The 20,334-nt window shown below is 62.1% G+C and carries 20 protein-coding genes, 1 tRNA gene and 1 pseudogene; 9 read left to right on the top strand and 13 right to left on the bottom strand.

From position 1 onward, the window contains the following. Window positions 1-290 precede the first annotated feature (290 nt). Window positions 291-2,105 carry an ABC-F family ATP-binding cassette domain-containing protein gene (locus MPC4_RS05275; RefSeq protein WP_174511593.1) on the top strand — a complete coding sequence of 605 codons (1,815 nt, stop codon included), beginning with the start codon at window positions 291-293 and terminating at the stop codon, window positions 2,103-2,105. 52 nt (window positions 2,106-2,157) lie between these two features. Here MPC4_RS05275 and MPC4_RS05270 read toward each other — a convergent pair whose 3' ends face one another. Continuing rightward, on the bottom strand, window positions 2,158-3,081 hold the full coding sequence (locus MPC4_RS05270) for a cation diffusion facilitator family transporter (protein WP_174511592.1): 924 nt from the start codon (window positions 3,079-3,081) through the stop codon (window positions 2,158-2,160). Between the two features lie 170 nt (window positions 3,082-3,251). Here MPC4_RS05270 and MPC4_RS05265 point away from each other — a divergent pair, with 170 nt between their 5' ends. The 4 genes from MPC4_RS05265 to MPC4_RS05250 all read left to right on the top strand — a co-directional run bounded on the left by MPC4_RS05265 (window position 3,252) and on the right by MPC4_RS05250 (window position 5,873). Continuing rightward, window positions 3,252-3,473, top strand: a complete 222-nt coding sequence (locus MPC4_RS05265; protein WP_174511591.1) for a hypothetical protein — start codon at window positions 3,252-3,254, stop codon at window positions 3,471-3,473. Window positions 3,474-3,781: 308 nt separating this feature from the next. After that, entirely contained in the window at window positions 3,782-4,510 is a 729-nt protein-coding gene (locus MPC4_RS05260; RefSeq protein WP_174511590.1) for a carbonic anhydrase, read from the top strand. 348 nt (window positions 4,511-4,858) lie between these two features. Further along, complete coding sequence (locus MPC4_RS05255; protein WP_174511589.1) at window positions 4,859-5,290, top strand: CBS domain-containing protein; 432 nt, start codon at window positions 4,859-4,861, stop codon at window positions 5,288-5,290. A 109-nt stretch (window positions 5,291-5,399) separates the two neighbouring features. Then, on the top strand, window positions 5,400-5,873 hold the full coding sequence (locus tag MPC4_RS05250) for an HXXEE domain-containing protein (RefSeq protein ID WP_134486485.1): 474 nt from the start codon (window positions 5,400-5,402) through the stop codon (window positions 5,871-5,873). Between the two features lie 12 nt (window positions 5,874-5,885). Here the strand turns inward: MPC4_RS05250 and MPC4_RS05245 are convergent, their stop codons facing one another. The 4 genes from MPC4_RS05245 to folE all read right to left on the bottom strand — a co-directional run bounded on the left by MPC4_RS05245 (window position 5,886) and on the right by folE (window position 8,688). Beyond that, window positions 5,886-6,905 (bottom strand): patatin-like phospholipase family protein, encoded by a 1,020-nt coding sequence (locus MPC4_RS05245; protein ID WP_174511611.1) that lies wholly within the window; start codon window positions 6,903-6,905, stop codon window positions 5,886-5,888. A 330-nt stretch (window positions 6,906-7,235) separates the two neighbouring features. Continuing rightward, entirely contained in the window at window positions 7,236-7,439 is a 204-nt protein-coding gene (locus MPC4_RS05240; protein WP_174511588.1) for a hypothetical protein, read from the bottom strand. 22 nt (window positions 7,440-7,461) lie between these two features. Next, the gene (gene hisI, locus MPC4_RS05235; RefSeq protein ID WP_174511587.1) at window positions 7,462-7,911 is read right to left on the bottom strand and encodes a phosphoribosyl-AMP cyclohydrolase; all 450 of its coding nucleotides are present in this window, start codon (window positions 7,909-7,911) and stop codon (window positions 7,462-7,464) included. A 135-nt stretch (window positions 7,912-8,046) separates the two neighbouring features. Further along, complete coding sequence (gene folE, locus MPC4_RS05230; protein WP_174511586.1) at window positions 8,047-8,688, bottom strand: GTP cyclohydrolase I FolE; 642 nt, start codon at window positions 8,686-8,688, stop codon at window positions 8,047-8,049. 224 nt (window positions 8,689-8,912) lie between these two features. Between folE and MPC4_RS05225 the strand changes: the two genes are divergently transcribed. Next, complete coding sequence (locus tag MPC4_RS05225; protein ID WP_174511585.1) at window positions 8,913-9,356, top strand: iron-sulfur cluster assembly scaffold protein; 444 nt, start codon at window positions 8,913-8,915, stop codon at window positions 9,354-9,356. Window positions 9,357-9,421: 65 nt separating this feature from the next. Here the strand turns inward: MPC4_RS05225 and MPC4_RS05220 are convergent, their stop codons facing one another. Beyond that, the gene (locus MPC4_RS05220) at window positions 9,422-10,261 is read right to left on the bottom strand and encodes a MipA/OmpV family protein (RefSeq protein WP_174511584.1); all 840 of its coding nucleotides are present in this window, start codon (window positions 10,259-10,261) and stop codon (window positions 9,422-9,424) included. Between the two features lie 119 nt (window positions 10,262-10,380). Here MPC4_RS05220 and yidD point away from each other — a divergent pair. Then, window positions 10,381-10,683: pseudogene (gene yidD / locus MPC4_RS05215) on the top strand (membrane protein insertion efficiency factor YidD); the annotation flags it as partial. Window positions 10,684-10,725: 42 nt separating this feature from the next. On the opposite strand, the gene rlmB reads toward yidD, so the two are convergent. Beyond that, entirely contained in the window at window positions 10,726-11,538 is an 813-nt protein-coding gene (gene rlmB / locus MPC4_RS05210) for a 23S rRNA (guanosine(2251)-2'-O)-methyltransferase RlmB (protein ID WP_174511583.1), read from the bottom strand. Window positions 11,539-11,805: 267 nt separating this feature from the next. Here rlmB and MPC4_RS05205 point away from each other — a divergent pair. Further along, window positions 11,806-11,890 (top strand) — tRNA-Tyr (locus MPC4_RS05205). Between the two features lie 256 nt (window positions 11,891-12,146). On the opposite strand, the gene MPC4_RS05200 is transcribed toward MPC4_RS05205, so the two are convergent. The 5 genes from MPC4_RS05200 to MPC4_RS05180 all read right to left on the bottom strand — a co-directional run bounded on the left by MPC4_RS05200 (window position 12,147) and on the right by MPC4_RS05180 (window position 17,199). Further along, entirely contained in the window at window positions 12,147-14,423 is a 2,277-nt protein-coding gene (locus MPC4_RS05200; RefSeq protein ID WP_174511582.1) for a polysaccharide biosynthesis tyrosine autokinase, read from the bottom strand. Between the two features lie 735 nt (window positions 14,424-15,158). After that, the gene (locus MPC4_RS05195) at window positions 15,159-15,557 is read right to left on the bottom strand and encodes a hypothetical protein (RefSeq protein WP_174511581.1); all 399 of its coding nucleotides are present in this window, start codon (window positions 15,555-15,557) and stop codon (window positions 15,159-15,161) included. Window positions 15,558-15,665: 108 nt separating this feature from the next. Continuing rightward, entirely contained in the window at window positions 15,666-16,022 is a 357-nt protein-coding gene (locus tag MPC4_RS05190; protein WP_244605930.1) for an acyl-CoA thioesterase, read from the bottom strand. A gap of 171 nt (window positions 16,023-16,193) precedes the next feature. Continuing rightward, window positions 16,194-16,598 carry a lysozyme inhibitor LprI family protein gene (locus MPC4_RS05185; RefSeq protein WP_174511580.1) on the bottom strand — a complete coding sequence of 135 codons (405 nt, stop codon included), beginning with the start codon at window positions 16,596-16,598 and terminating at the stop codon, window positions 16,194-16,196. Window positions 16,599-16,860: 262 nt separating this feature from the next. Next, window positions 16,861-17,199 carry a DUF1491 family protein gene (locus MPC4_RS05180; RefSeq protein ID WP_174511579.1) on the bottom strand — a complete coding sequence of 113 codons (339 nt, stop codon included), beginning with the start codon at window positions 17,197-17,199 and terminating at the stop codon, window positions 16,861-16,863. Window positions 17,200-17,331: 132 nt separating this feature from the next. Here MPC4_RS05180 and MPC4_RS05175 point away from each other — a divergent pair, with 132 nt between their 5' ends. After that, window positions 17,332-18,714: a M20/M25/M40 family metallo-hydrolase gene (locus MPC4_RS05175; RefSeq protein ID WP_174511578.1), complete on the top strand. Its 1,383-nt coding sequence runs from the start codon at window positions 17,332-17,334 to the stop codon at window positions 18,712-18,714. A 48-nt stretch (window positions 18,715-18,762) separates the two neighbouring features. Here the strand turns inward: MPC4_RS05175 and murJ are convergent, their stop codons facing one another. Beyond that, a complete protein-coding gene (gene murJ, locus MPC4_RS05170) occupies window positions 18,763-20,331 on the bottom strand; it encodes a murein biosynthesis integral membrane protein MurJ (RefSeq protein WP_174511577.1) in 1,569 nt (522 codons plus the stop codon). Window positions 20,332-20,334: the final 3 nt, after the last annotated feature.

Here is a 20,334-nt window from a genome sequence, read left to right as displayed (position 1 = left end):
GCGGGGAAAGTGGAAATCCGCCGCCGCGACGGCGTGCGGACTTCCGCATGATCGTGGAGGGGCGCCACGGCCCGGGGCTTGCCCGCGATCTTCGCCGGGCGGAAAGCAAAATCGCTGATCTTGACCTTTGCGCCTTTGACGCCGCCGTTCGCGCGAAGCTGCTCAGCTTCCGGGGTTTTGGTCAAAAGGACGCGGCCGTCGCGTTCAAGATGATTTTACCGGCTCCAACTTCTTGCAAAATGCTGTAGATCGTCGGTTCGTTTTCGTAAACCGCAAGGATTTTCGCCCGGATGGCGCCTCCTCTTCTGCTGCTGCAGGACATTTCACTGACCCTTGGCGGGCGGCCCCTCCTTGAAAGCGCGGAGCTGTCCGTTTCGGCGGGCGAGCGTCTTTGTCTTGTTGGCCGTAATGGCTCCGGGAAATCGACTCTTTTAAAAATCGCAGCGGGGCTTCTCGAAGCCGACGGCGGGACGCGCTTCATGCAGCCGGACGCGAGCGTGCGCTATCTGCCGCAGGAGCCGGATCTTTCCGCCTTCCCCACCGCCTTCGCTTATGTCGAGGCGGGACTCGGTCCGCTCGATGATCCCTATCGGGCAAGACAGCTCCTGAACGAGCTCGGCCTCAGCGGCGACGAGGAGCCGGCGCGACTTTCCGGCGGCGAGGCGCGTCGCGCGGCGCTGGCGCGGGTGATGGCGCCGGAGCCCGACATTTTGCTGCTCGACGAGCCGACGAACCATCTCGATCTGCCCGCCATCGAATGGCTCGAGGCCGAACTCAAGGGGCTGCGTTCGGCGCTCGTCATCATCAGTCACGACCGGCGTTTTCTGCAAAATCTGTCGCGCAGCACGGTCTGGCTCGATCGCGGCCGCACGCGAACGCTGGCGCGCGGCTTTTCCGAATTCGAGGCCTGGCGCGATCAGGAACTCGAAGAAGAAGAGCGCCAGCAGCACAAGATCGACCGCAAGATCGTCGCCGAGGAGCATTGGCTGCGCTATGGCGTGACAGCGCGCAGAAAACGCAACCAGAAGCGACTCGCCGGACTGAACACGATGCGCAGCGAGAGGCGCCAGCGCCAGGCCGCGACAGGCGACGTCAAGCTCGTCGCCACGGAAGGCAAGGTTTCCGGCAAGCTCGTCATCGAAGCCGAGGCGATCTCGAAATCTTTCGGCGAACGTCCCATCGTTCAGAATTTCTCGATGCGTCTTTTGCGTGCAGACCGGCTCGGCGTTATCGGCGCCAATGGGGCAGGGAAGACGACGCTCATCAATTTGCTGACCGGCGCGCTTTCGCCGGATTCGGGCCATGTCCGCCTCGGCGCAAATGTCGAACTGGCGACGCTTGATCAGGGCCGCGCGAGCCTTGATCCCGACACCATATTGAAGGACGCGCTGACCGGCGGGGGCAGCGACTTCGTCGAGATCAACGGCGAACGCAAACATGTCATCGGCTATATGAAGGATTTTCTTTTCGGGCCGGAGCAGGCGCGAACGCCGATCGGGCGGCTGTCCGGCGGCGAGCGCGGGCGGCTGATGCTCGCCCGTGCGCTGGCGCGGCCCTCGAACCTTCTCGTTCTCGACGAGCCGACGAACGACCTTGATCTTGAGACGCTCGATCTTCTGCAGGAAATGCTCGGCGACTATAAGGGCACGTTGCTGATCGTCAGCCATGACCGCGATTTTTTGGATCGCGTCGCGACCTCGGTCCTGCTCGCGGAGGGCGGCGGCCATTGGATCGAATATGCGGGCGGCTATTCCGATATGGTGGCGCAGCGGGGCTCCGGCGTCGGAACGGCGCCGATCACCGCCGCCAGCTCCGGAGCAAAGCCCAAAGCCGCGCCGCAGCCTCGCGCGGAAAAACCGGCCGGAAAACCGCGCTTGAGCTTTAAGGAAAGGCACGCGCTTGAAACCTTGCCGGCGCGCATGGAGGGGCTTCGCGAACAGATGGCGAAGTTGAAAGCCCTGCTCGACGATCCGGAGTTTTACGCGCGCGACCCGTCGAGGTTCGCGCAGGTCTCAGCCGCTTTCGCCAAGGCCGAAGCTGAGCTGCTGACCGCGGAGGAGGATTGGCTCGCGCTGGAAATCCGTCGCGAGGAGATCGAAGGGTAGAGTTAGCCGCCCTCGGCGTTGCGCCAGCCGCGGCTTGGCGCGCAATGCTCCGTCAGGTCCATTTGCGGTCAGCGGTAAAGCACACATTCAGCCAAAGCGGCGCGCCTCCTTCCCCGATCTCGGAGGCGATTTCTTCGCGGATCTTGTCCAGCGCCTCGACCCCGCCGATCGGAAAGCTCGCGGGGGCGATGATATGCGCGTCGATGAAGCGGGCGCGGCCGGTCTTGGCGACATAGCTGGTATAGCCTTGAAATCCGTGGCGGTTTGTCACCGCGTCGAGAATTCTGCGTACGTCCGCGTCAAGATCGGGCGGCGCGACCAGAAAAATCTCACGCAGCGCCCGCCAGACGGAAAACATGGGGATCGGCGCAAGGCTCAGCGTGACCGCGATCAGAATGGCCGGATCGGCGAAGGGAGCGAGGTGGCGATAGCCAGCGCGTTCGAGAGCCATCGCGCCAAGGAAGCTCGCGAGCAAAGCGAGGCTCAGCGCGCCTCCCATCAAGAATCCGCGCGCGTCAACGCGCAGGAGGTCGGAATCGAGCGTCTCGCTCGCCCGGCGCATCCGGCGCGCCATGACGAGGCAGGCGGCGCTGACAAGGATCGCATAGATGGACGCAGGGCCGAAATCGAGCCTATGGCCCCCCTGAATCAAAAGGCCGACCGCGTCCAGGAACGCATAGATGCAGGAGAGTGACAGGATGGTTCCGTTGAAGGCCGCAACCATAGGCTCGAAATGCCAGTAGCCGAACTGAAAGCGACGGCTGCCTTCGCGCGTCAGCAGTTTGGAGACGATGAGGGCGAGGCCCGTCATGGCGACGTCGACAATCGAATAAACGCCATCGAACAGAATCGACCGCGAGCCGATGGCGAGGCCGGCGCTGACGCCGATGAGGCCAAGGACAAATGTCACGGCGATCGAAAGCCGCAAAAGATTCTGTTCGGCGCTCGTGTTGATAGGCTCTGGGCTCTCGCTCATGCGTCCTCGTTCGGGGATTGCCGCCTTGCGCTGCCGACGCACTCTACTCAGGTGACCGGCGGCCGCATTGCGCATGTGAACATGCGGCGGATTTGAATGAATCTTCGCAGCTTCGCGCAAGCTTTGCCCCGTAATGTTGAGATCTCGCTAGGCTGTTAAGAGAGAATCACATGTCGATTTCCGCACTCAACGCGACGTCAAACACAATTTATACGCCGCCGACGCAGACTGTTTCCGCCAATGCGCAAGCGGCGGACGGAGATTATAAAGCGCCGGCCGCCGGGCGGGTCAAAGATAGCGACGGGGATTACAAAACCATCACTCATGCCTCGACGCCGCCGATATCAAGCGCCGCGTCGCAGGCGCTGAGCGCGCTCAAGAACGGCGGCTGAAGCGCGAGTCTGATCGCCGTAATCTTTTACAAGCAAACCATTCGATAAACTCATGCGGTGGACACCGCACGGTCCATCGCGTGAGCATGCGCCGCCGGCCGCCGCATGTTCCAAAACGCCGGCGCGCCGCCGAGGCGATCGCGGCCTTCGCGGCGCCGCTTGCTGGAGCCACGCCATGCCGCGGCCGCCGCATTTTGCGCTTTCGCTCCTTCTTGCTTGGCTCGTGGCATCTCTATAAGCTTGGATCAGACCATCCTGCCGATGATCGCGCGGATGGGTCACCGACCAAGCACATAAGAGTGGCTCGCATGTCTGATTCGATTATCCAAAAAATCGATGCTGCGCCGGCGCGTCCGCTGCTGCCGGACCGGCTTGTGTCCGGATATGAGGCGTTCCTCGGCGGCCGGTTCGCGCGCGAACAGGATCGCTTCCATCATCTCGCCGAGAAAGGGCAGAACCCTCGCATTCTCCTGATTGGATGTTGCGATTCACGGGTCTCTCCGGAGGTGATTTTCGACGCCGGCCCGGGCGAGATTTTCGTTGCTCGCAACGTCGCCAATCTGGTGCCCCCCTATTCGCCCAACGATGATCTGCACGGCACGTCGGCGGCGCTCGAATACGCGGTGCTCGGACTGCGCGTCGAGCACATCGTAATCCTCGGCCACGCGCGTTGCGGCGGCGTCCGTGCGTATGCGGAAGCCGATTTCGATCCCTACCAGAAGCCCCTATCGGCAGGTGATTTCATCGGAAAATGGATTAGCCTGATCGCGCCGGCGGCCGCAAAAATCGGTCCGGCCGCGGAGCCTCTCGACGAATATTCCGAACGTCTGGCTCTCGCTTCAATCATCCAGGGCCTCGCCAATCTTCGCACCTTTCCGGCGATTGCAACGCTCGAAAAGCGCGGCCTCCTCACGCTTCACGGCGCCTATTTCGGCATCCTTGAAGGCAAGTTGCTGGCGCTCGATGAAGCAGCCGGAAAATTCTTGCCGGTCTCGCAGGACGCCCACGCCGCCGCGCTTTCCGAACCACGATTCTAGAGCATGATGCCGGAAAGTTGCAGACTTTTCGGATCCACATCATCCATTGAAACAAAAGGCTGAGAGAGCCCAATGCCCGCTGCTTGAATGCATTTCTGTTCTCAGGCCGGATGACTTTGGACGCAATCGCGCCGCGACTCCGTCCAAAGGCTCAATCCATCTCTTATCAATAAGTTAGCATGACGCCGAAAAAAGGCTTTCCACGTTTTGGCCTCGCGCTCCGCCGCGCCGCCAAGGCGCAGGCCGAAAACTTCTGTTGCGCGCTCACGCGAAGGAGTTCATTTTATCGTGACGATTTGACGCCCCGGAGAGGACGCAAAGCCAAAAACGTTCGGAAGGAGACCCAAAATGACAATCGCTCGCATTCTTGCAGAGAAGGGCCGGAACGTGAGCACCACCCAGCCCCATCGGACGCTCTCCGAGGCGCTGGAGGTTCTGACAGCCAAAAATATCGGCGCCCTCGTGGTATCCGACGCGGAAGGCAGGGTTCTCGGTATCTTGTCCGAGCGCGATATCGTCCGGGCGATTGGCAGGGCCGGCGCGAGCGCGCTCAATGACGTCGTTTCGAAACATATGACCGCGCGGGTCACGACCACCACCGACAGCGAGTGCGTTGTCGCGGCGCTGGAAAAGATGACCAAGCAGCGTTTCCGTCACCTTCCTGTCGTCATGGACGGCACGCTGGCAGGCCTCGTCTCCATCGGCGATCTGGTCAAGTATCGCCTCGAGGAAATGGAGCGCCAGACCCAGGCGATGAAGGAATATATCGCCACGGCTTGACGGCGCGCTATCGCGGCCAAGCCCATGGAGGCCACGCTGCGCCTTAGCGTGGCTGACAGGCGCTTTGTCCGCGCGCAGTAAATCACCCATTGGGCGGCGACAGAACCAGATGTCCTACTATGAATGGTCCTGGCTCGCAGTCGGCGCCTATGCGGTGCATATCCTGGAGGAATTTGCGCTCGACTGGCGAAACTGGGCGCGGGCCGTCATCAAGCTGCCGGTGGAATGGAGCGATTTTTACGTCACCAACGCCGTCGTCATCGTTCTTGGCGTCGTTCAGGCGCAACTTTCCACATCGCTTCCGGTCCTTTTTCTCGCCTACGCCGCGCTGATGCTGATCAACGCCACATTTTTTCATGTGCTGCCGATGATCGTGACCGGCGGGCGGTTCTCTCCGGGAGTCGTGACGGCTGTGTGCCTTTTCTGTCCGATCGGCCTCGGCTCCTTCCGCCAAGCCGGGACCGATGGCGATTTGAGCGCCGGCGTCGCCTTCGCGGCGGTCACGATGGGAGCCGCTTTGATGGCTTTTCCGATCATCCTGCTGCGAGCGAAGTCGCGGCCTTATTTCAGGCAGACAGTCTGAATGCTCGCCAGACTATGGCGCGGACTCCTCGCCGCGTGGCGTCAGAGCGATAAATTCAGAGATCTCGGGGATGGCGCGTCGCGCCGCCTCGCGACCCATCTCGATCAATTCGTCAGCGCGGTGAAAGTCAAACAGACCAACCCTGCTGACCCGCGCGTTGATGATGACGTCCGGCGGATCGCCTGCGAGACGAGAGCGGGAAATACGCCCTTGCGCTATATTGAACGCGTCCATCATGGCGCTGCCGATCCCCGGCGCGCCATCCTCCCGTTTGCCGAAATGACGGCGGTGACTGCCGCGGAAAGCGCCAAAAAACCCGCCTCTCCTGGGCAGCTCTTCGACGGCGACGGTAAATTCCTCGAGCGTCGGCTCAAGCGAGAGCCGGTCATCAATCACCGTCGCGCGAAATCCATTATCGCCGATCAAATTGACGGCGATGACGATTTCGGCGCCGAGCGCGCGACAGACCGTGACCGGCACAGGATTGACGAGGGCGCCGTCGAAAAGCCAGCGTCCATTGATGCGGACCGGCTCAAAAATGCCGGGCAGCGCATAGGAGGCGCAGATCGCCTCGACCGCGTCGCCCTTGGTCAGCCAGATTTCGTGGCCGGTGCCGACTTCGGTCGCGACGGCGGCGAACCCCTTGCCGAGATCTTCGAGCCGGCGCCCGCCAAGCGCCTGGTGGAGCCGGCGCTTCAGATGCCCGCCGGCGAGCAGGCCAACGCCGGAAAATGACACGTCCATCATGCCGAATACGGTCTTTTTTGTCAGGCCCCGCGCGAATGTCTCGACATGTTCCAGCTTGCCTGCCGCGTAGCAGCCCCCGACCACAGCTCCGATCGAGGTCCCTGCGACGACGTCCGGGTGAATTCCATGTTCGCGAAGCTCCAGCATGACGCCAATATGGGACCAGCCGCGCGCCGCGCCCGCGCCGAGCGCCACGCCGACCGAAGGCCGCGTCTGTAGCTTGACCGATAACGGCGCATCGACACCGCCCGGATGGTTAGGCCGCCTGCGCGGATCGGGAAGCATTTTGTTCAATCTCTCGCTCCTCGTGAAGTAGAACGCGGCATTAACGAACGCGCGGCCACACAGACAAAATGCGGCGCTGGAGCAGAACGGTTTAGGACACTTGAGTGTTTCGCTCCGGAAGTTGACAATTGTTGAACAAAAGCGCGCTTGGGCGCTTCTTCAGAGCTGACGCCGCCTTGCCGACGAAGAGAAGACCCATTTGGCGGGATTGCCCCGAGCAGCCGCGCGGCGGCGGCTCGTCATGCGCGCGGCTCAAGCATGAACCGGTTCGATGGCCGCCCGACCTGCGAACCCTCGGGCAAGGAGGAGAACGACGGCCACGGCCCAGCGTTAGACCGGCGCGCCCGTCCGCGCCAGTTGCGCGAACAGAAGAAGGATCACGATCAGGCCGAGAAGCGCATAAGCGAGATAAACCTTTTTCAATGGCCCCTCCCTTAACAGGCGGCGCTTTCGGCCGGCAAAATTGATTATATCCTGGATCGATGCGATCTGGCGCAATGCTTTTGGCGCGTCGAGCGGATCGACGACCGCCATTCCACGCGCCCGACCAGTCACGCTAATCGAAGACGAGAACCGCGCCGCCATCGCGGCTTACGACCTTGCGGTAGAAGCACGAGCGCCGGCCCGTATGGCAGGCGCCGCCGTCGCCGCCGGCCTCAACGCTCAGCAATAAGGCGTCCTGATCGCAGTCCGTCCTGATTTCCGTTATTTTCTGCGTTTGCCCGGATGTCGCGCCTTTGCGCCAGATTTCCTGCCGCGAACGCGACCAATAATGCGCTTCGCCCGTTACAAGCGTCAGGCGCAAGGCCTCGGCATTCATATGGGCGATCATCAGAATTTCGCCGTCGGCGGCCGCGCGCGTCACACAGACGATCAGCCCGTCGGAGCCAAAACGCGGCGTGAACGCGGTCCCTTCCTCAAGATCGAATTTCGCGCCCTGTCCTTTGGCGCCGATCGGAGTTGGCGATGGAGCGGGAGGGGTCGCCGTTGAACGCTCGCCGGTCATGTCGCCGCCCTTTCAGTCTTGCCTGCATCGCCAAAAAATGCGCGGCAGGGAAAAGCATCTTCCGCGCAACAGGACTATAGGCCGGGCGGCGCCAGCCGAACACGGCCCACAAAAAAAAGCCTTGAGATTTTGAGCTTATTTGCCGTGCCGCAGCATGGTGAGGAAGCGTGCCTGCTCGGCCGGATCGTCGCGGAAGACGCCGGTAAACTGGGTGGTGATGGTCTGAGCGCCCTGTTTGCGGACGCCGCGCATCGACATGCACATATGCTCGGCCTCGATCATGATCGCGCAGCCTCGCGGACGCAGATGAAGGTCGATCGCGCCGATGATCTGGGCCGTCAGCGCCTCCTGCGTCTGCAGGCGCCTGGCGAACACATCGACGAGGCGCGCAAGCTTGGAAAGCCCGACGACGCCCTCTTCGGAAGGGTAATAAGCGATATGGGCCACGCCGACGAAAGGCACCACATGGTGCTCGCAATGCGACGAGAATGGGATGTCGCGCACGAGGATAATGTCGTCATAGCCGTGCACTTCCTCGAAGACGCGCGCAAGCACCGAGGTGGGATCCTCGCGGTAACCGGAGAATAATTCTTCGTAGGCTTTGACGACCCGAGCCGGCGTATCGACCAATCCCTCGCGCGTCGGGTCGTCGCCCGCCCAGCGCAACAGCACGCGGACGGCGGCTTCGGCCTCCTCCCGCGTCGGGAGGAGCTCCCGCGCTGAATTGTCGCGCTGGGGCTGAGAACGTTCGACCAAGGACTTAACCACGGCATCCATGTGGCGCCTCCAAAAGCATCAATAATTGTCCCTTGCATCCCATCTGACATAGAGGGAGCGTCGCATCCGACTAAAGAGGGACGGCCTCTGCAGCCGGATGCGCCGAGCGGACGTTAGCCCGGGAGGATCGCTTGGAAATGCGCCAAATCTCGTCGCATAACCCTGACACACCTATATAGTATGCGTTGCCCGCCGTCACCCGCACCTTTATTCCGCGTAGGACCATGCTGACAGAAATATACAACAGTCGAATCCTGGAGCTTGCGGGAAACATTCCGCGGCAAGGCCGGCTCGCGGCGCCGAGCGCCTCGGCGAAAGCGCATTCGAAACTGTGCGGCTCAACCATTATTGTCGATGTCGTCATGGATGGCGGCAAGATCGTGGATTTCGCGCATGACGTGAAGGCGTGCGCGCTGGGGCAGGCGGCGGCCTCGATCATGGCGCGCCATGTGATCGGCTCGACCGCCGCCGAGATCCGCGCCCTGCGCGACCAGGTTCGCGCCATGCTCAAGGAAAATGGCGCGCCGCCAAACGGTAAGTGGTCGGAAATTGCTGCGCTCGAGCCGGTGCGGGACTATAAGGCGCGGCATGCATCGACTCTTCTGACCTTCGAGGCGACGCTCGATTGCGTCAATCAGGTCGAGGCGGCGCAAGCTGAAAATCGTTAAATGACCCGCCCGAGATCCTGTCTAGATTCATTTGAGGAGCTGCGCGGAAGGGGCGGCGCTTTAGCTCAATTACCGACTGGTAAGAACGGCAGATCGAGATTGAAAGAGTGGGCCACGATCAGGCCGCCGGTATACTGGTTCAGCGAGCCGAGATTGTTCGGCACCGGGCTTGCCGCCGCGCTGCTCACGAGACGATTATAGCCGCCGAATACGGTCGCGCTCCAGGTTGGCGTGAAGTCGTATTTGATCGAGCCGAGCACCCCGACCGACGTCAAGCCGCCATAGGCCTGATAAGGCGTCACTTTCCCATTGAGGAGAGCCTGATAGGGCGTGACCGAGAAATAAGCGTTCATGAATTGCGTGTCGCCCAGCTGCAGGCGCGGGCCGAGCGCCAGCGTGAAGCCGTTCCACTTCTGGATCGCGTCGAAGGCGATATTCGCGTCTATGCCATCATGGCCATTGACGCCCTGGCGTATTTCACCGCGGGCGCGGAAATGCTCCGTGTACCAGAGTTCGCCGAAAATGCCGAGCTCCAGAGTCCAGTCGACATTCGGCAGTCCGTAGAAGGCGCCATTGCCGTTGCTCAACCCTCTGTTCGGCATGACGCGACCGACGGGTCCGGCTTTGATCCAGCCATAGTCGAGCAGCGAAATGCCAAAGCCGTCGTCGGGGGAACTGAAGGGCTCGGGCTCACCGGGCCGGCGGAGAGCCAGCGTTCCAGTCGGCCATACGGTGACGGCCCGCGCGCCCGGAAAAGCGCTCTGAACCTGGGGCCCAAGCCCGACGGTGACGGTCCAGCCCGATGCCGGGGCCGGCTGCGCAAGGGTCGGCAGGTCCGCCGCGAAGACGGCCGACGTCGTTACGGACAGAAGGCTGGAGAGAGCCAGGCATTTTGAAAAAGACACGGGCGCACCGGAGGCTTTGAGTCGCAGGATCGAAGCGATACTATGAGACCAGCTCTCCGCGCCTGCCAGTGCATATCTGCCACAGTGGCGCCACGATCGTACCAAGCGAGGCGGGATTGATGCCCGAAACCCTTTTGAGACACGCTTCCACAATTGGCCGTTCAGCGGCGCGCTTCTCCATTCGCGCATACCAGCTGACGTTTTCTTCGCTGGTTGGGTCTCAATGTCGTCATTTGCCGAGCTGCTCCGCCTATGTGGACGAGGCGATCGCACGGCACGGGCTCTGGGCCGGCGGTTTCATGGGCTTCGCGCGCCTTTGCCGGTGCCAGCCGTTTGGCACGGCGGGGTTTGATCCTGTGCCGCAAGCGTTGCCGACGAACGCGCACTGGTTGCGCCCGTGGTCCTATGGGCGGTGGCGGGGACCGCTGCCGGACGCGCAAGAGCCCGACGCCAACGCCGTGAAATTATCCGGCAAGGCGCAGCTCAGCGACGGTAAGGGCGACGGCGCAGGCGTTGGAGACGTTGAGGCTCTTGATGGGGCCGCTCATATCGAGGCGCGCGACGAGGTCGCAGTTCTCGCGGGTGAGGCGGCGCAGCCCCTTGCCTTCGCCGCCAAGGACGAGCGCCAACGGACGCGTTAGCTGCGCCTCGGTGAGCGTCGTCTCGCCTTCAGAGTCGAGGCCGACGCGCAAATAGCCGATGTCGCTCAAGCTCTCCAGCGCGCGGGCGAGATTGACGACATGGACAATCGGCACATGTTCGAGGCCGCCCGACGCCGCTTTCGCCAAAACGCCGGTCATCTCTGGCGCATGGCGTTCGGTCATTACCAGCGCGTCGACCCGAAAAGCTGCGGCGGTGCGCAAGATCGCGCCGACATTATGCGGGTCCGTAATCTGATCTAGCACGAGGACGACGCCGCTTTTGGACTCTATGTCGGAGATGTCGAGCGGCTCGAACGGCCGCGCTTCGAGCATGACCCCCTGGTGGACGGCGTTGGCGCCGAGACGCCGGGAGAGGTCCTCCGCCTCGACGATGTGCACGGAAAGCCCCGCGGCCTCGATGTCAGCCGAAAGCTTTTGCGCGGCGGCCTTCGTCGCATAAATGTCGAGCAGCCGCCGTTTTCTCACGCGGAGAGCCTCGCGGACGGCATGAAAGCCATAAAGCGCCATGAGGTCCGGGGCGGGACGGCGGAAAGCGCGGGGATTTGTGGAGGCGACGTCCGGGCCGGCTGGGACGCGCGGCGCCGACGTCCGTGGCGCGTCAGGGCGTCGGGCCATTTCCGTCTCTGGCGCGGGCGGCCGCGGCGGCTTCGGGCGCGTGCGGGCCGGGCCCTTCTCGCCAAACCGTTTTATCCTGTCGCGCGTCACGTCGATGTCCGTTTGAAAAGAATGCCTCGATACGCCACTTTCCTGTCACGCTCGCTCGCCTTGCGCAATGCGCGCGCCGCGGATCAATGCGCGTGGCTTCAGATTTTAGGTTGACAGCGGCGGGCTCGGTTCGCATAAGCGCGTTCACGAAAGCTCCTGCGTGGCGGGACCTTTCTTGGGGGAGTGTCCCGAGCGGCAAAGGGGGCGGACTGTAAATCCGCTGGCTACGCCTTCGTAGGTTCGAGTCCTACCTCCCCCACCATCTGTTCGCCGCGCACGGTTTTTCCAGCGCGCTCCGGCGAGACGCCGGCGAGCCCTGAGAGGGCGACCGCACACTTCCCAAAAGCTATTTTTGACCGAATTGCCGAGTGATATTCACGCGGCGCCTCTTCAAACGAATCAGCGCTGCATGAGCCGTGTCCGCACGGCATTTACAGCGCCTTCATCGATCGGCCGGTCCGTCCGGCGAGCGCCGCGCCTGTTCCTGAGCGCGGGACCGCCTATGGATTCTCGGCGTCCTATTCAAGATAGCCGTATTTCGAATAATATTTCCGGTAATAATGATTGCCGTGATAGCGCTCGTAGCGGCTTTGGGCGCCCATATCGACCTTGTTCAGGACGACGCCGAGCAGGCGGTCATAAACGCCCTGCGCCTCCGAAAGGCCGCGCTCGACCACGTCGACCTTCGTCTTGCCCCACTCAATGACATAGACGTAGGTGTCGATGATATGGCCGGTCGTCCGGACGTCCACGATCGGAGCGACCGGCGAAAGATCGACGATGATGTAGTCATATTTCGCGCGCAGGCCGTCTATGAGGCTCTTCATCGCCGCCGAGGCGAGAATTTCATTGGTGTGGGGCAGTTTGGCCGTCGCGCCAGCGGCCAGGAAATGCAGCCGGGTCGAGGGCAATGTGGCGACAGCGGCGTCGATTGAAATATTGCCGATGACGACGTCGATCAAGCCGGGAGCGTCGGGAGTGAGCCAGCGCGAAAGGGAAGGGCTGCGCAGATCGGCGTCGACCAGGATGACGTTGCCGCCCGCGTCGGCGATGAGATGCGCCAGATTGGCGGCCAGCGTGGACTTGCCTTCATTCGGCAGAGTGGAGGTAAGGCCGATGACCTTGTGCGATTTCAAGGCCCCATTGAGGTCGGCGGCGATTTTTACCGATCGCACCGCCTCGGCGTAGCGGCCAAAGGGCGCATCGACGACATTGCGTAGAAACTCAAGGCCAGCCAGCGTTTTGTCATCGCCACCGGCCGAATCGCCGCGGGGCGAGGAGAATTTGAGCGCCGGCGCCATCGCGAGGCAATTGACGCGCAGAACATCCTCGATCTGATCGCTGGTGCGGAACACGCCGTCGGAGGCTTCCCGCAAATAAGCGAAACCGAAGCTCAGGACGCCGCCGCCGGCCAGCGCGAGCAGCAGGGTTATGAGCGTTTTCGGCGAACTCTTTTTCATCGGCGGGTACGCCGGGCTGATGAGGCGCGTTTCGCTAATCGGAACGGCGTCCTTCTGCTGCACCGCCTCCATGTAGCGCTGCAGGAAGCTGTCATAGAGGGTCCGGGCGGCGTCGGCGCTGCTGGTCAATTCGCGGAGCTGAACCTGCGCCTGACCGGAGGTCTGCGATTGCGTAACCGCGCTCGCCATGCTGTCCCTGAGACTTTGCTCGCGCGTTTTTGCGATCTCGTAATCGCTCTTGTAGCCTTCGGCGATCTTGCGCATTTCATCCGCGATGCTGTGGCGGATCTCCTGCATTTGCGTGCGCAGATTGACCGTCGCCAGATGATTGGCGCCATAACGCTGGGAGAAAATAGCTTCCTTTTGCGCGAGCTCGAGATATTGCTGACGCAGTTTGATGATCACTTCGCTCTTCAGGGCGTCCGTTATCGACGCGTCGGGGATGTCCTGCGACATCACGGCCGTAATGCGTTCGAGGCGGGCCTTAGCCTCGGCGGTCGCAGCGGCTGATAGAATGAGCTGGGAATTCAGTTCGGAAAGCTGTTGATCGTTGATCAGCATGCGGGAGGCGCTGGCGCCGCCTCCGACGGCCGCGCCAGTGTCGACGATATTGTTCTTCTTCTTGAAATCCACCACCGCGTGTTCGGCCGCGGCGGCCTGCGAGCGCAGCTCCTTGATGCGGTCCGCGAGCCACACCCCGGCGCGGCGGGCGGCCTGATATTTGGCTTCCATCTGATCATCGACGAAGGCCTCGACGAGCGTGTTGACGATCAGCGCTGATTTTTCGGGATTGAGCGAGGTGAAGCCGACGTCGATGACATAGGTGAGGCCCTCGCGCGTCACGGTCAGGCGATCGCCAAAGGCGCCCAGAGCGATCTGTTCGCGCTCGGCCTCCGACAGCGGTTTGGCCGGCGCGGCCGGAAACAGAAAGCTGAACAAGCCTTTCGACTTTTCATCGGCTGGCGGCACAAACTCCGGATCGTCGATGAGACGGAGCTTTTTGATCACCGCCAGCGCGACATTATCGGACTTCAGCATTTCGACCTGGGTCTGCACGGTCGAAGCGTCGATCTGCGCATCGCCCAATACGGATTCCTTTTCGAGCAGCTGAACCTTGTGCGTGTCTATGACCATTGAGCCCGTGGCGGTAAATTTCGGCGGCGTGTTGACCAGATACAGCACGGCGAGCGCCACGCAGCAGGTCATGATCACGACGACAATCGGGAGCTGACGCCGGACGATGCGTGTCGCGCTCTGAACCGCATCGAGGAGCGGCTCAATGACTTTTGGCGAGTCTTGGCCGGCAAGGGGGGCTCGTTTGTTGATTTGCAGCATCGGGATCAGCTCGCTATCGGCCTGGTCGGGTAACGAATTTTGATTATCATATACGAACGTTTAGCATCAAGCTGAGGCTAGTCTTGATTGAGCTAAATCGAGAACAACTGGAATAGACAAGTAACACGCTTGTCACCTTTCCAAAAACCCATGTAATCTCTCGATCAACGGATAGCCCGACCAGAACCTCAACATTCATACCGCATGGTCTGCGCGCCGTGTCATTTCACACAGCCGCGCCATGAGAGCCTTCGGCGCCACAAGCCGGAGCACTCTGTTCATAGCGTCTCATAGCGTCGTTTTGCACATGCTAACAGATCGATCCGGAATTGCAATCAAAAGAGAAATGCTAAATCTTCCGCTATAAATGATTGAGGTAATGATATGGCAATTAATTCTCCGCACATACGAAATGTAGAAATGTATCTGATCTAACAACGAAATAAGAATTTTCCAAAAAATAAAAGAAACTTCTGTCTATCGATCGCGAATTTATTGGTTGCAAACGTAAGCTTCCGCGCCAGGGAGTCCGCTATACCTGCCTCAAAGGGCTTCCCGTCGCGCACGCTGCTGTCCCGCCGCGCCATACAGAAAGAACCGCAAGATCGGCGCCATGCCTGACCCCGGCGGGCGCAGTTTCCCACTTAAAAAAGCATACGAACGCCGCCAAAGCAATCGGCTTCTTGCCTAAAGAAACGCCGCAGTATTGGCGTCGGCGCGCTCACCCACCGCCGCCTATCCTTGCCGCACCGCGCGCCAGGATCCGGCGCATTGCAGCGTCGGCGACGACCATATGCCCGTTGCGACCTTGCCTTTAACTTTGCCGGCGACAGTAGCGACTTGATTATCGCGCCGGAACGCCAGGGAGACGACGCCGCGGGGCGTAATCTCTCCCGATGCTTGCATGAAGCCGTCGGCGGGCGAGCTGACGCGTCCGCGCAAGACGGTGATCGTCCAGTGGTAGACGCTGTCGCAAGCGCCCTGATGCGTGAAAACGTCGACGGCGTAAACGCCGTCATGGCGTGCTCGCGCCGCCGACTGAACCTTTTGCGAGGCGCTGGAGATTGTGGCCTCACAACACGCGCCGGCGGTCAAAACGGCCGCAAAGAGACTGACGCCGCGGATATAGCCCACCTCAACCTCCCGTTGCACTTTCTCCAAAATCGCAGAGTTTTCGACAAAGACCAAGCGGGGCTTGGGAAAATCAAAAGCGGCGGCTGCGATCTCGGGCGCCGTCAGCTTTTATTTGATGCGGTTGCTGTCATCGGCGGGGGGCAGGGGAGTCGGGCGACGATCCTTGCCAATGGCGACGAAGACAAAAACGGCTTCGGTGACTTTGTTGACCGCCTCTTCCTCACGGTAGCGCCGCCATGCTTCGATCTTGATGCGCATGGACGTGCGGCCTTCGCTCATCAGCCGGGCATAGAGGCTGACTTCGTCGCCGACAAAGACCGGGCTGTGAAAGGTCATTCCTTCGACAGTCACGGTCGCGCAGCGGCCGCGCGCCCGTCGCGCTGCGACGCTGCCCGCCGCCAGATCCATCTGGGCCATCAGCCATCCGCCGAAGATGTCGCCGGCCGGATTGGTGTCGGCGGGCATTGCGATCGCGCGGATGACCGGAGCGTCCGCCGGCGGCTTTTCGGTCGGATCAGGCTGTCCGCCGGAGCGCGGTTTTGCATCGTCGGCTATGGTCATGATTGATCGCCTCGGTCGGATTCAAGAGTGCGAAACCGGGTTGGATAATGTCATCCGCAAGCGCGCAGCCAAAGCTCATTGAGACGGCACGGGGCAGCCCGTATCGCCTTCCTGGCATGTAAGATAGGCTTTGAGCGCCTTGACGCGGCCGGCGGTCAAAGCCGTGCGGCAGTTTTGCAGGACGGCCGGATAGATGCTCCCATCCTTCACGGCGTTGGCCGAGAAAGCGCATTCCGCGTCGCGGAATTGCAGCCATGTTCTTTGGGCCGTAATCAGAAGCTGCCTGGTCTCTTCGCTTCCTTTGAGGCGGGCTATGACGTCTCGATAGATCGCATTCAGCTCCGCGTCGGTGTTTTTGAGCGTGGCGCTGGCGCAGGCGTTCATGTCGGCCTGCGTCACGGCGCCGGCGCAGTCCTCGGCGCGGGCTGGAAAAGCCGAAAGCAAGGCTGCCGAACAGAGTAAAATCGTAACGCTGCGCATTTCCTCTCCTTGCTGGCGCGCCGTCAAACCCGGTGTGGCGCAGCCGCGGATAGTGTCGCAGCCGACGTCCCAATTCTTGGGCGCGGACTGCGCGGCGGCCGCTCCTCCCCAAATGATCAAAAGGATTGCCGCGCCGCGGCGCTTGCGATTTTCGCCATCCCGGACGCCTTTCGCACGCCGTCAATCGCCGCAAGCATAAACGCAGCCGTCCAGTGCGCAAGCGCCAACACACGTCGACGGGCGGCGCCCGCGGCGCGCGATCTCAATCGACGAGATCGAGAAAACTCCGCCCCGCGCGATCCTCCGTCTCGAGAATCCAGAGATCGGGATCGAATTTGATTTGCCGCGTAAGCTTTGCTTCGGCCTCAGCCGGATCGATCCACGGCTCGGCATGCAGTCTGGCGAACAGGCGGTCCCCGCCCTCATCCAATTCGCTTTGCGGCGCCGGCCCGAACAGCGCGGCGGCTCCGTCGAGGCGATCGACCTTGACGAAGATCGCCCCCGCCTCGGCCGCGCCACGCCGGCGCAGCACCGCGACGGCCCCCTCATGCGCGCAACGCCGCAGATAGGCGGAAACCCAGAAATCGGCGCGCAGCCTCATGTGACGTCTTGCCTGTTCTATCGGTTAGGGAAGGGAATCGAAAATTCACCTTTGCCGGATATCGAAGCGACATGTATTTGATCGGTCGCCAATTTGCCAACCAGCCCGGCTCGCCGAAGCGAAGGAGATCTCATGGCAGCGCTCGAAACCGTGCTTGACAAAATCGACGCCAATCTCGATTCCGCGCTGGAGCGGCTGTTTCAACTCATCGCCATCGAATCGGTATCGACGGACCCGGCCTTCGCGGGCGAGTGCAAGGCCGCCGCCGAGTGGCTGGCGAACGAACTGACGGGGCTGGGGTTTGAAGCCTCGGTGCGGCCGACGGCGGGACATCCGATGGTCGTCGCCCACGCCAAGGCGGCGCGGCCCGACGTGCCGCATCTTCTGTTTTATGGCCATTATGACGTGCAGCCGGCGGACCCGCTGGAGCTTTGGCAAACGCCGCCCTTCGAGGCGCGCATCGTTGAAGCGGAGACCGGCAGGCAGATCGTCGGACGCGGCGTCGCCGACGACAAGGGTCAATTGATGACCTTCATCGAGGCGGTTCGCGCCTTCAGGGAAACCGGCGATCTGCCTTGCATGATCACCATCCTGCTCGAAGGCGAGGAAGAGACGGGCTCGCCGTCGCTGCCCGCATTTCTCGCCGCCAACAAGAAGGAGCTCGAAGCCGATCTCGCGCTCGTCTGCGACACCGGCATGTGGGACCGCGCGACGCCGGCGATCACCACCATGCTGCGCGGCCTCGTTCTGGAAGAGGCGATCATTCGCGGCGCGGACCGCGATCTGCATTCGGGCATTTTTGGCTCCGCGGCGATCAACCCGATCCATGTGCTCGCGCGCATCATTGCCGGACTTCACGACCAGGACGGACGCGTCACTTTGCCGGGCTTTTACGACGGCGTCACTGAGCTGCCGGAGGAGGTCGCCGAGCAATGGCGCGCGCTGAAGTTCAATGAGGCGGAATTTCTTGGCGCCGTCGGCCTTTCCATTCCCGCTGGCGAACAGGGCCGCAGCGTGCTCGAGATGGTCTGGTCGCGCCCAACCTGCGACGTCAACGGCGTCCTCGGCGGCTACACCGGAAAAGGATCGAAGACGGTGCTGCCGGCGGAGGCTAGCGCCAAATTCTCTTTCCGGCTCGTCGGCGCGCAGGATCCGGCCAAGATCGCGGAGAGCTTTCGCGCCTATGTGCGGAAAAGCCTCCCGGAGGATTGCAAGGTCGAATTCATCTCGCACGGCGGCTCAAAGGCGCTGCAATTGCCCTTCAGTTCCGAGGCGCTATCGCGTGCGAGCCGGGCGCTCCAGGCCGAATGGGGAGCCGATCCCGTGCTCGCCGGCTGCGGCGGCTCGATCCCGATCGTCGGCAACTTCAAGAGCGATCTCAACATGGATACGCTGATGATCGGCTTCGGCCTCGAGGACGATCGCATGCATTCGCCAAACGAGAAATATGAGCTGACGTCTTTCCATAAAGGCGCGCGCAGCTGGGCGCGGGTGTTGAGCGCGATCGCACAGTGAGGCGAAGACTCCAGGGATGCCTGGGTCCCACCGGCGGCAAGCCGGAGTTCAGGCGCCCTCGACCGGCTCGAAGATTTTGTCGCTCGCCGGAATGGAGCGCCGCAGCTTGACGCCGGAAACATGCAGGCCGGCGATCAGAATGATCCCATAGACGAGCGCTCCGCCGCAGCCGAGGAGGAGAAGCTCGACCACGTAGGGAATGCGGCCGATCGTTTCCGCGATGCGTTGCGCGGGATGCACGGCGAGCAGCGCGAAAAAGGAAAGCGCGCAGGACGCCACCGAAACGCATGTGGCGGTCTTCCACAAAACGAGATCAAATTTCATCGAGCCGCGCCGGAGCGCGAAAAAAGCCAGCAACAAGAGGTTGACCCAGGCGCCGGCGGCGGTCGCGCTCGCAAGACCAACGGCGCCCCATGGCTTGAACAGGACAAGCTTCAGCGCGATGTTGATTCCAACGGCGGTCAGGGAAATCATCATTGGCGTGCGCGTGTCGCCCTCGGCCTGAAAACTCGCGATGGCGGAGCGCACCAGCACGATGGCGACAAGGCCGAAGCCATAGGCCGAGAGCACGGCGGCGGAGCCCTCGGCCGCGTCGAGCGTAAAGGCGCCGCGCAGAAAAATCCCGCGCATGATGAAGTCGGGAATCATGATGAAGGCGACGAAGAAAGGCGCCGTCAGCGCCAGCGACAGGGCCATGGTGCGGTTTTGCGCGTGCAGGGCGGCGTCCGGCTTTCCGGCGGCGAGCAGGCGGCTCATCTGCGGCAGAAGCACGGTGCCCGCCGCGATGCCGATGACGCCGAGCGGCAGCTGATAAATGCGCTCGGCGTAATAGATCGAGGACGGTCCGCCGGTCGGCAGCATGGAGCCGAAGATCGTGTCGGCGAACAGCGCGATCTGGATGCCGGCCGAGCCAATCACGGCGGGTCCGAGCATCGTCAAGAATCGCTTTACGTCCGCTGTCATGCTCGGCCAGGCGAAACGCTCCAATATGCCGGCGCGCCAGGCGGCGAAGGAGGTGAGGGCGAGCTGCAGCACGCCTGAGACGGTGAGGCCCCAGGCCGCCGCGGCGCCCGCGTTCGGAAACAGGAAGGCGATGGCGAGAAAAGCCATCACCGAAAGGTTCATCAGCACGGAGGTGAAGGCGGCGGCGGTAAACCGCCCATGCGCGTTGAGAGCGCCCGATTGCAGCGTCACAAGCGTGATGAACATGAGATAGGGAAAGGTGATCCGCGTCAGCGTGACGGTCAGCTTGAATTTTTCGGGGTCGTCGCGAAAGCCGGGCGCGAGAAGATCGATCAAGGTCGGCGTAAATGCTAAGGCGAGGGCGAGCAGCGCGATCTGCGAGAGCAGGAGGCCGACGAAAATCTGGCCGGAAAACAGCCTTGCTCCGCCAATGCCTTCGCCTTGCAGGACGCGCGAATAGGTCGGCACGAAGGCCGCATTCCAGGCGCCCTCGCCGAAAATGGCGCGAAAGTGGTTGGGCAGGCGCTGCGCCACGACAAACGCGTCGGCGAGAAGGCCTGCGCCGAGAATGGCGCCGAGCATGATGTCGCGCAGGAAGCCGGCGGCGCGCGAAAGAAGCGTGAGACCGCCGACCGATAAGAGGCTTTTATACATAGA

The organism is Methylocella tundrae (genome assembly GCF_901905185.1).
Lineage (GTDB): Bacteria > Pseudomonadota > Alphaproteobacteria > Rhizobiales > Beijerinckiaceae > Methylocapsa > Methylocapsa tundrae.
This window is presented reverse-complemented; position numbering and strand designations above follow the sequence as displayed.

Bases quoted from the DNA above. Each gene is read 5' to 3' on its own strand.
- MPC4_RS05275 (WP_174511593.1), top strand. From the start codon at position 291: ATGGCGCCTCCTCTTCTGCTGCTGCAGGACATTTCACTGACCCTTGGC.
- MPC4_RS05270 (WP_174511592.1), bottom strand. From the start codon at position 3,081: ATGAGCGAGAGCCCAGAGCCTATCAACACGAGCGCCGAACAGAATCTT.
- MPC4_RS05265 (WP_174511591.1), top strand. From the start codon at position 3,252: ATGTCGATTTCCGCACTCAACGCGACGTCAAACACAATTTATACGCCG.
- MPC4_RS05260 (WP_174511590.1), top strand. From the start codon at position 3,782: ATGTCTGATTCGATTATCCAAAAAATCGATGCTGCGCCGGCGCGTCCG.
- MPC4_RS05255 (WP_174511589.1), top strand. From the start codon at position 4,859: ATGACAATCGCTCGCATTCTTGCAGAGAAGGGCCGGAACGTGAGCACC.
- MPC4_RS05250 (WP_134486485.1), top strand. From the start codon at position 5,400: ATGTCCTACTATGAATGGTCCTGGCTCGCAGTCGGCGCCTATGCGGTG.
- MPC4_RS05245 (WP_174511611.1), bottom strand. From the start codon at position 6,905: ATGCTTCCCGATCCGCGCAGGCGGCCTAACCATCCGGGCGGTGTCGAT.
- MPC4_RS05240 (WP_174511588.1), bottom strand. From the start codon at position 7,439: ATGGCGGTCGTCGATCCGCTCGACGCGCCAAAAGCATTGCGCCAGATC.
- hisI (WP_174511587.1), bottom strand. From the start codon at position 7,911: ATGACCGGCGAGCGTTCAACGGCGACCCCTCCCGCTCCATCGCCAACT.
- folE (WP_174511586.1), bottom strand. From the start codon at position 8,688: ATGGATGCCGTGGTTAAGTCCTTGGTCGAACGTTCTCAGCCCCAGCGC.
- MPC4_RS05225 (WP_174511585.1), top strand. From the start codon at position 8,913: ATGCTGACAGAAATATACAACAGTCGAATCCTGGAGCTTGCGGGAAAC.
- rlmB (WP_174511583.1), bottom strand. From the start codon at position 11,538: ATGGCCCGACGCCCTGACGCGCCACGGACGTCGGCGCCGCGCGTCCCA.
- MPC4_RS05200 (WP_174511582.1), bottom strand. From the start codon at position 14,423: ATGCTGCAAATCAACAAACGAGCCCCCCTTGCCGGCCAAGACTCGCCA.
- MPC4_RS05190 (WP_244605930.1), bottom strand. From the start codon at position 16,022: ATGCCCGCCGACACCAATCCGGCCGGCGACATCTTCGGCGGATGGCTG.
- MPC4_RS05185 (WP_174511580.1), bottom strand. From the start codon at position 16,598: ATGCGCAGCGTTACGATTTTACTCTGTTCGGCAGCCTTGCTTTCGGCT.
- MPC4_RS05180 (WP_174511579.1), bottom strand. From the start codon at position 17,199: ATGAGGCTGCGCGCCGATTTCTGGGTTTCCGCCTATCTGCGGCGTTGC.
- MPC4_RS05175 (WP_174511578.1), top strand. From the start codon at position 17,332: ATGGCAGCGCTCGAAACCGTGCTTGACAAAATCGACGCCAATCTCGAT.
- murJ (WP_174511577.1), bottom strand. From the start codon at position 20,331: ATGTATAAAAGCCTCTTATCGGTCGGCGGTCTCACGCTTCTTTCGCGC.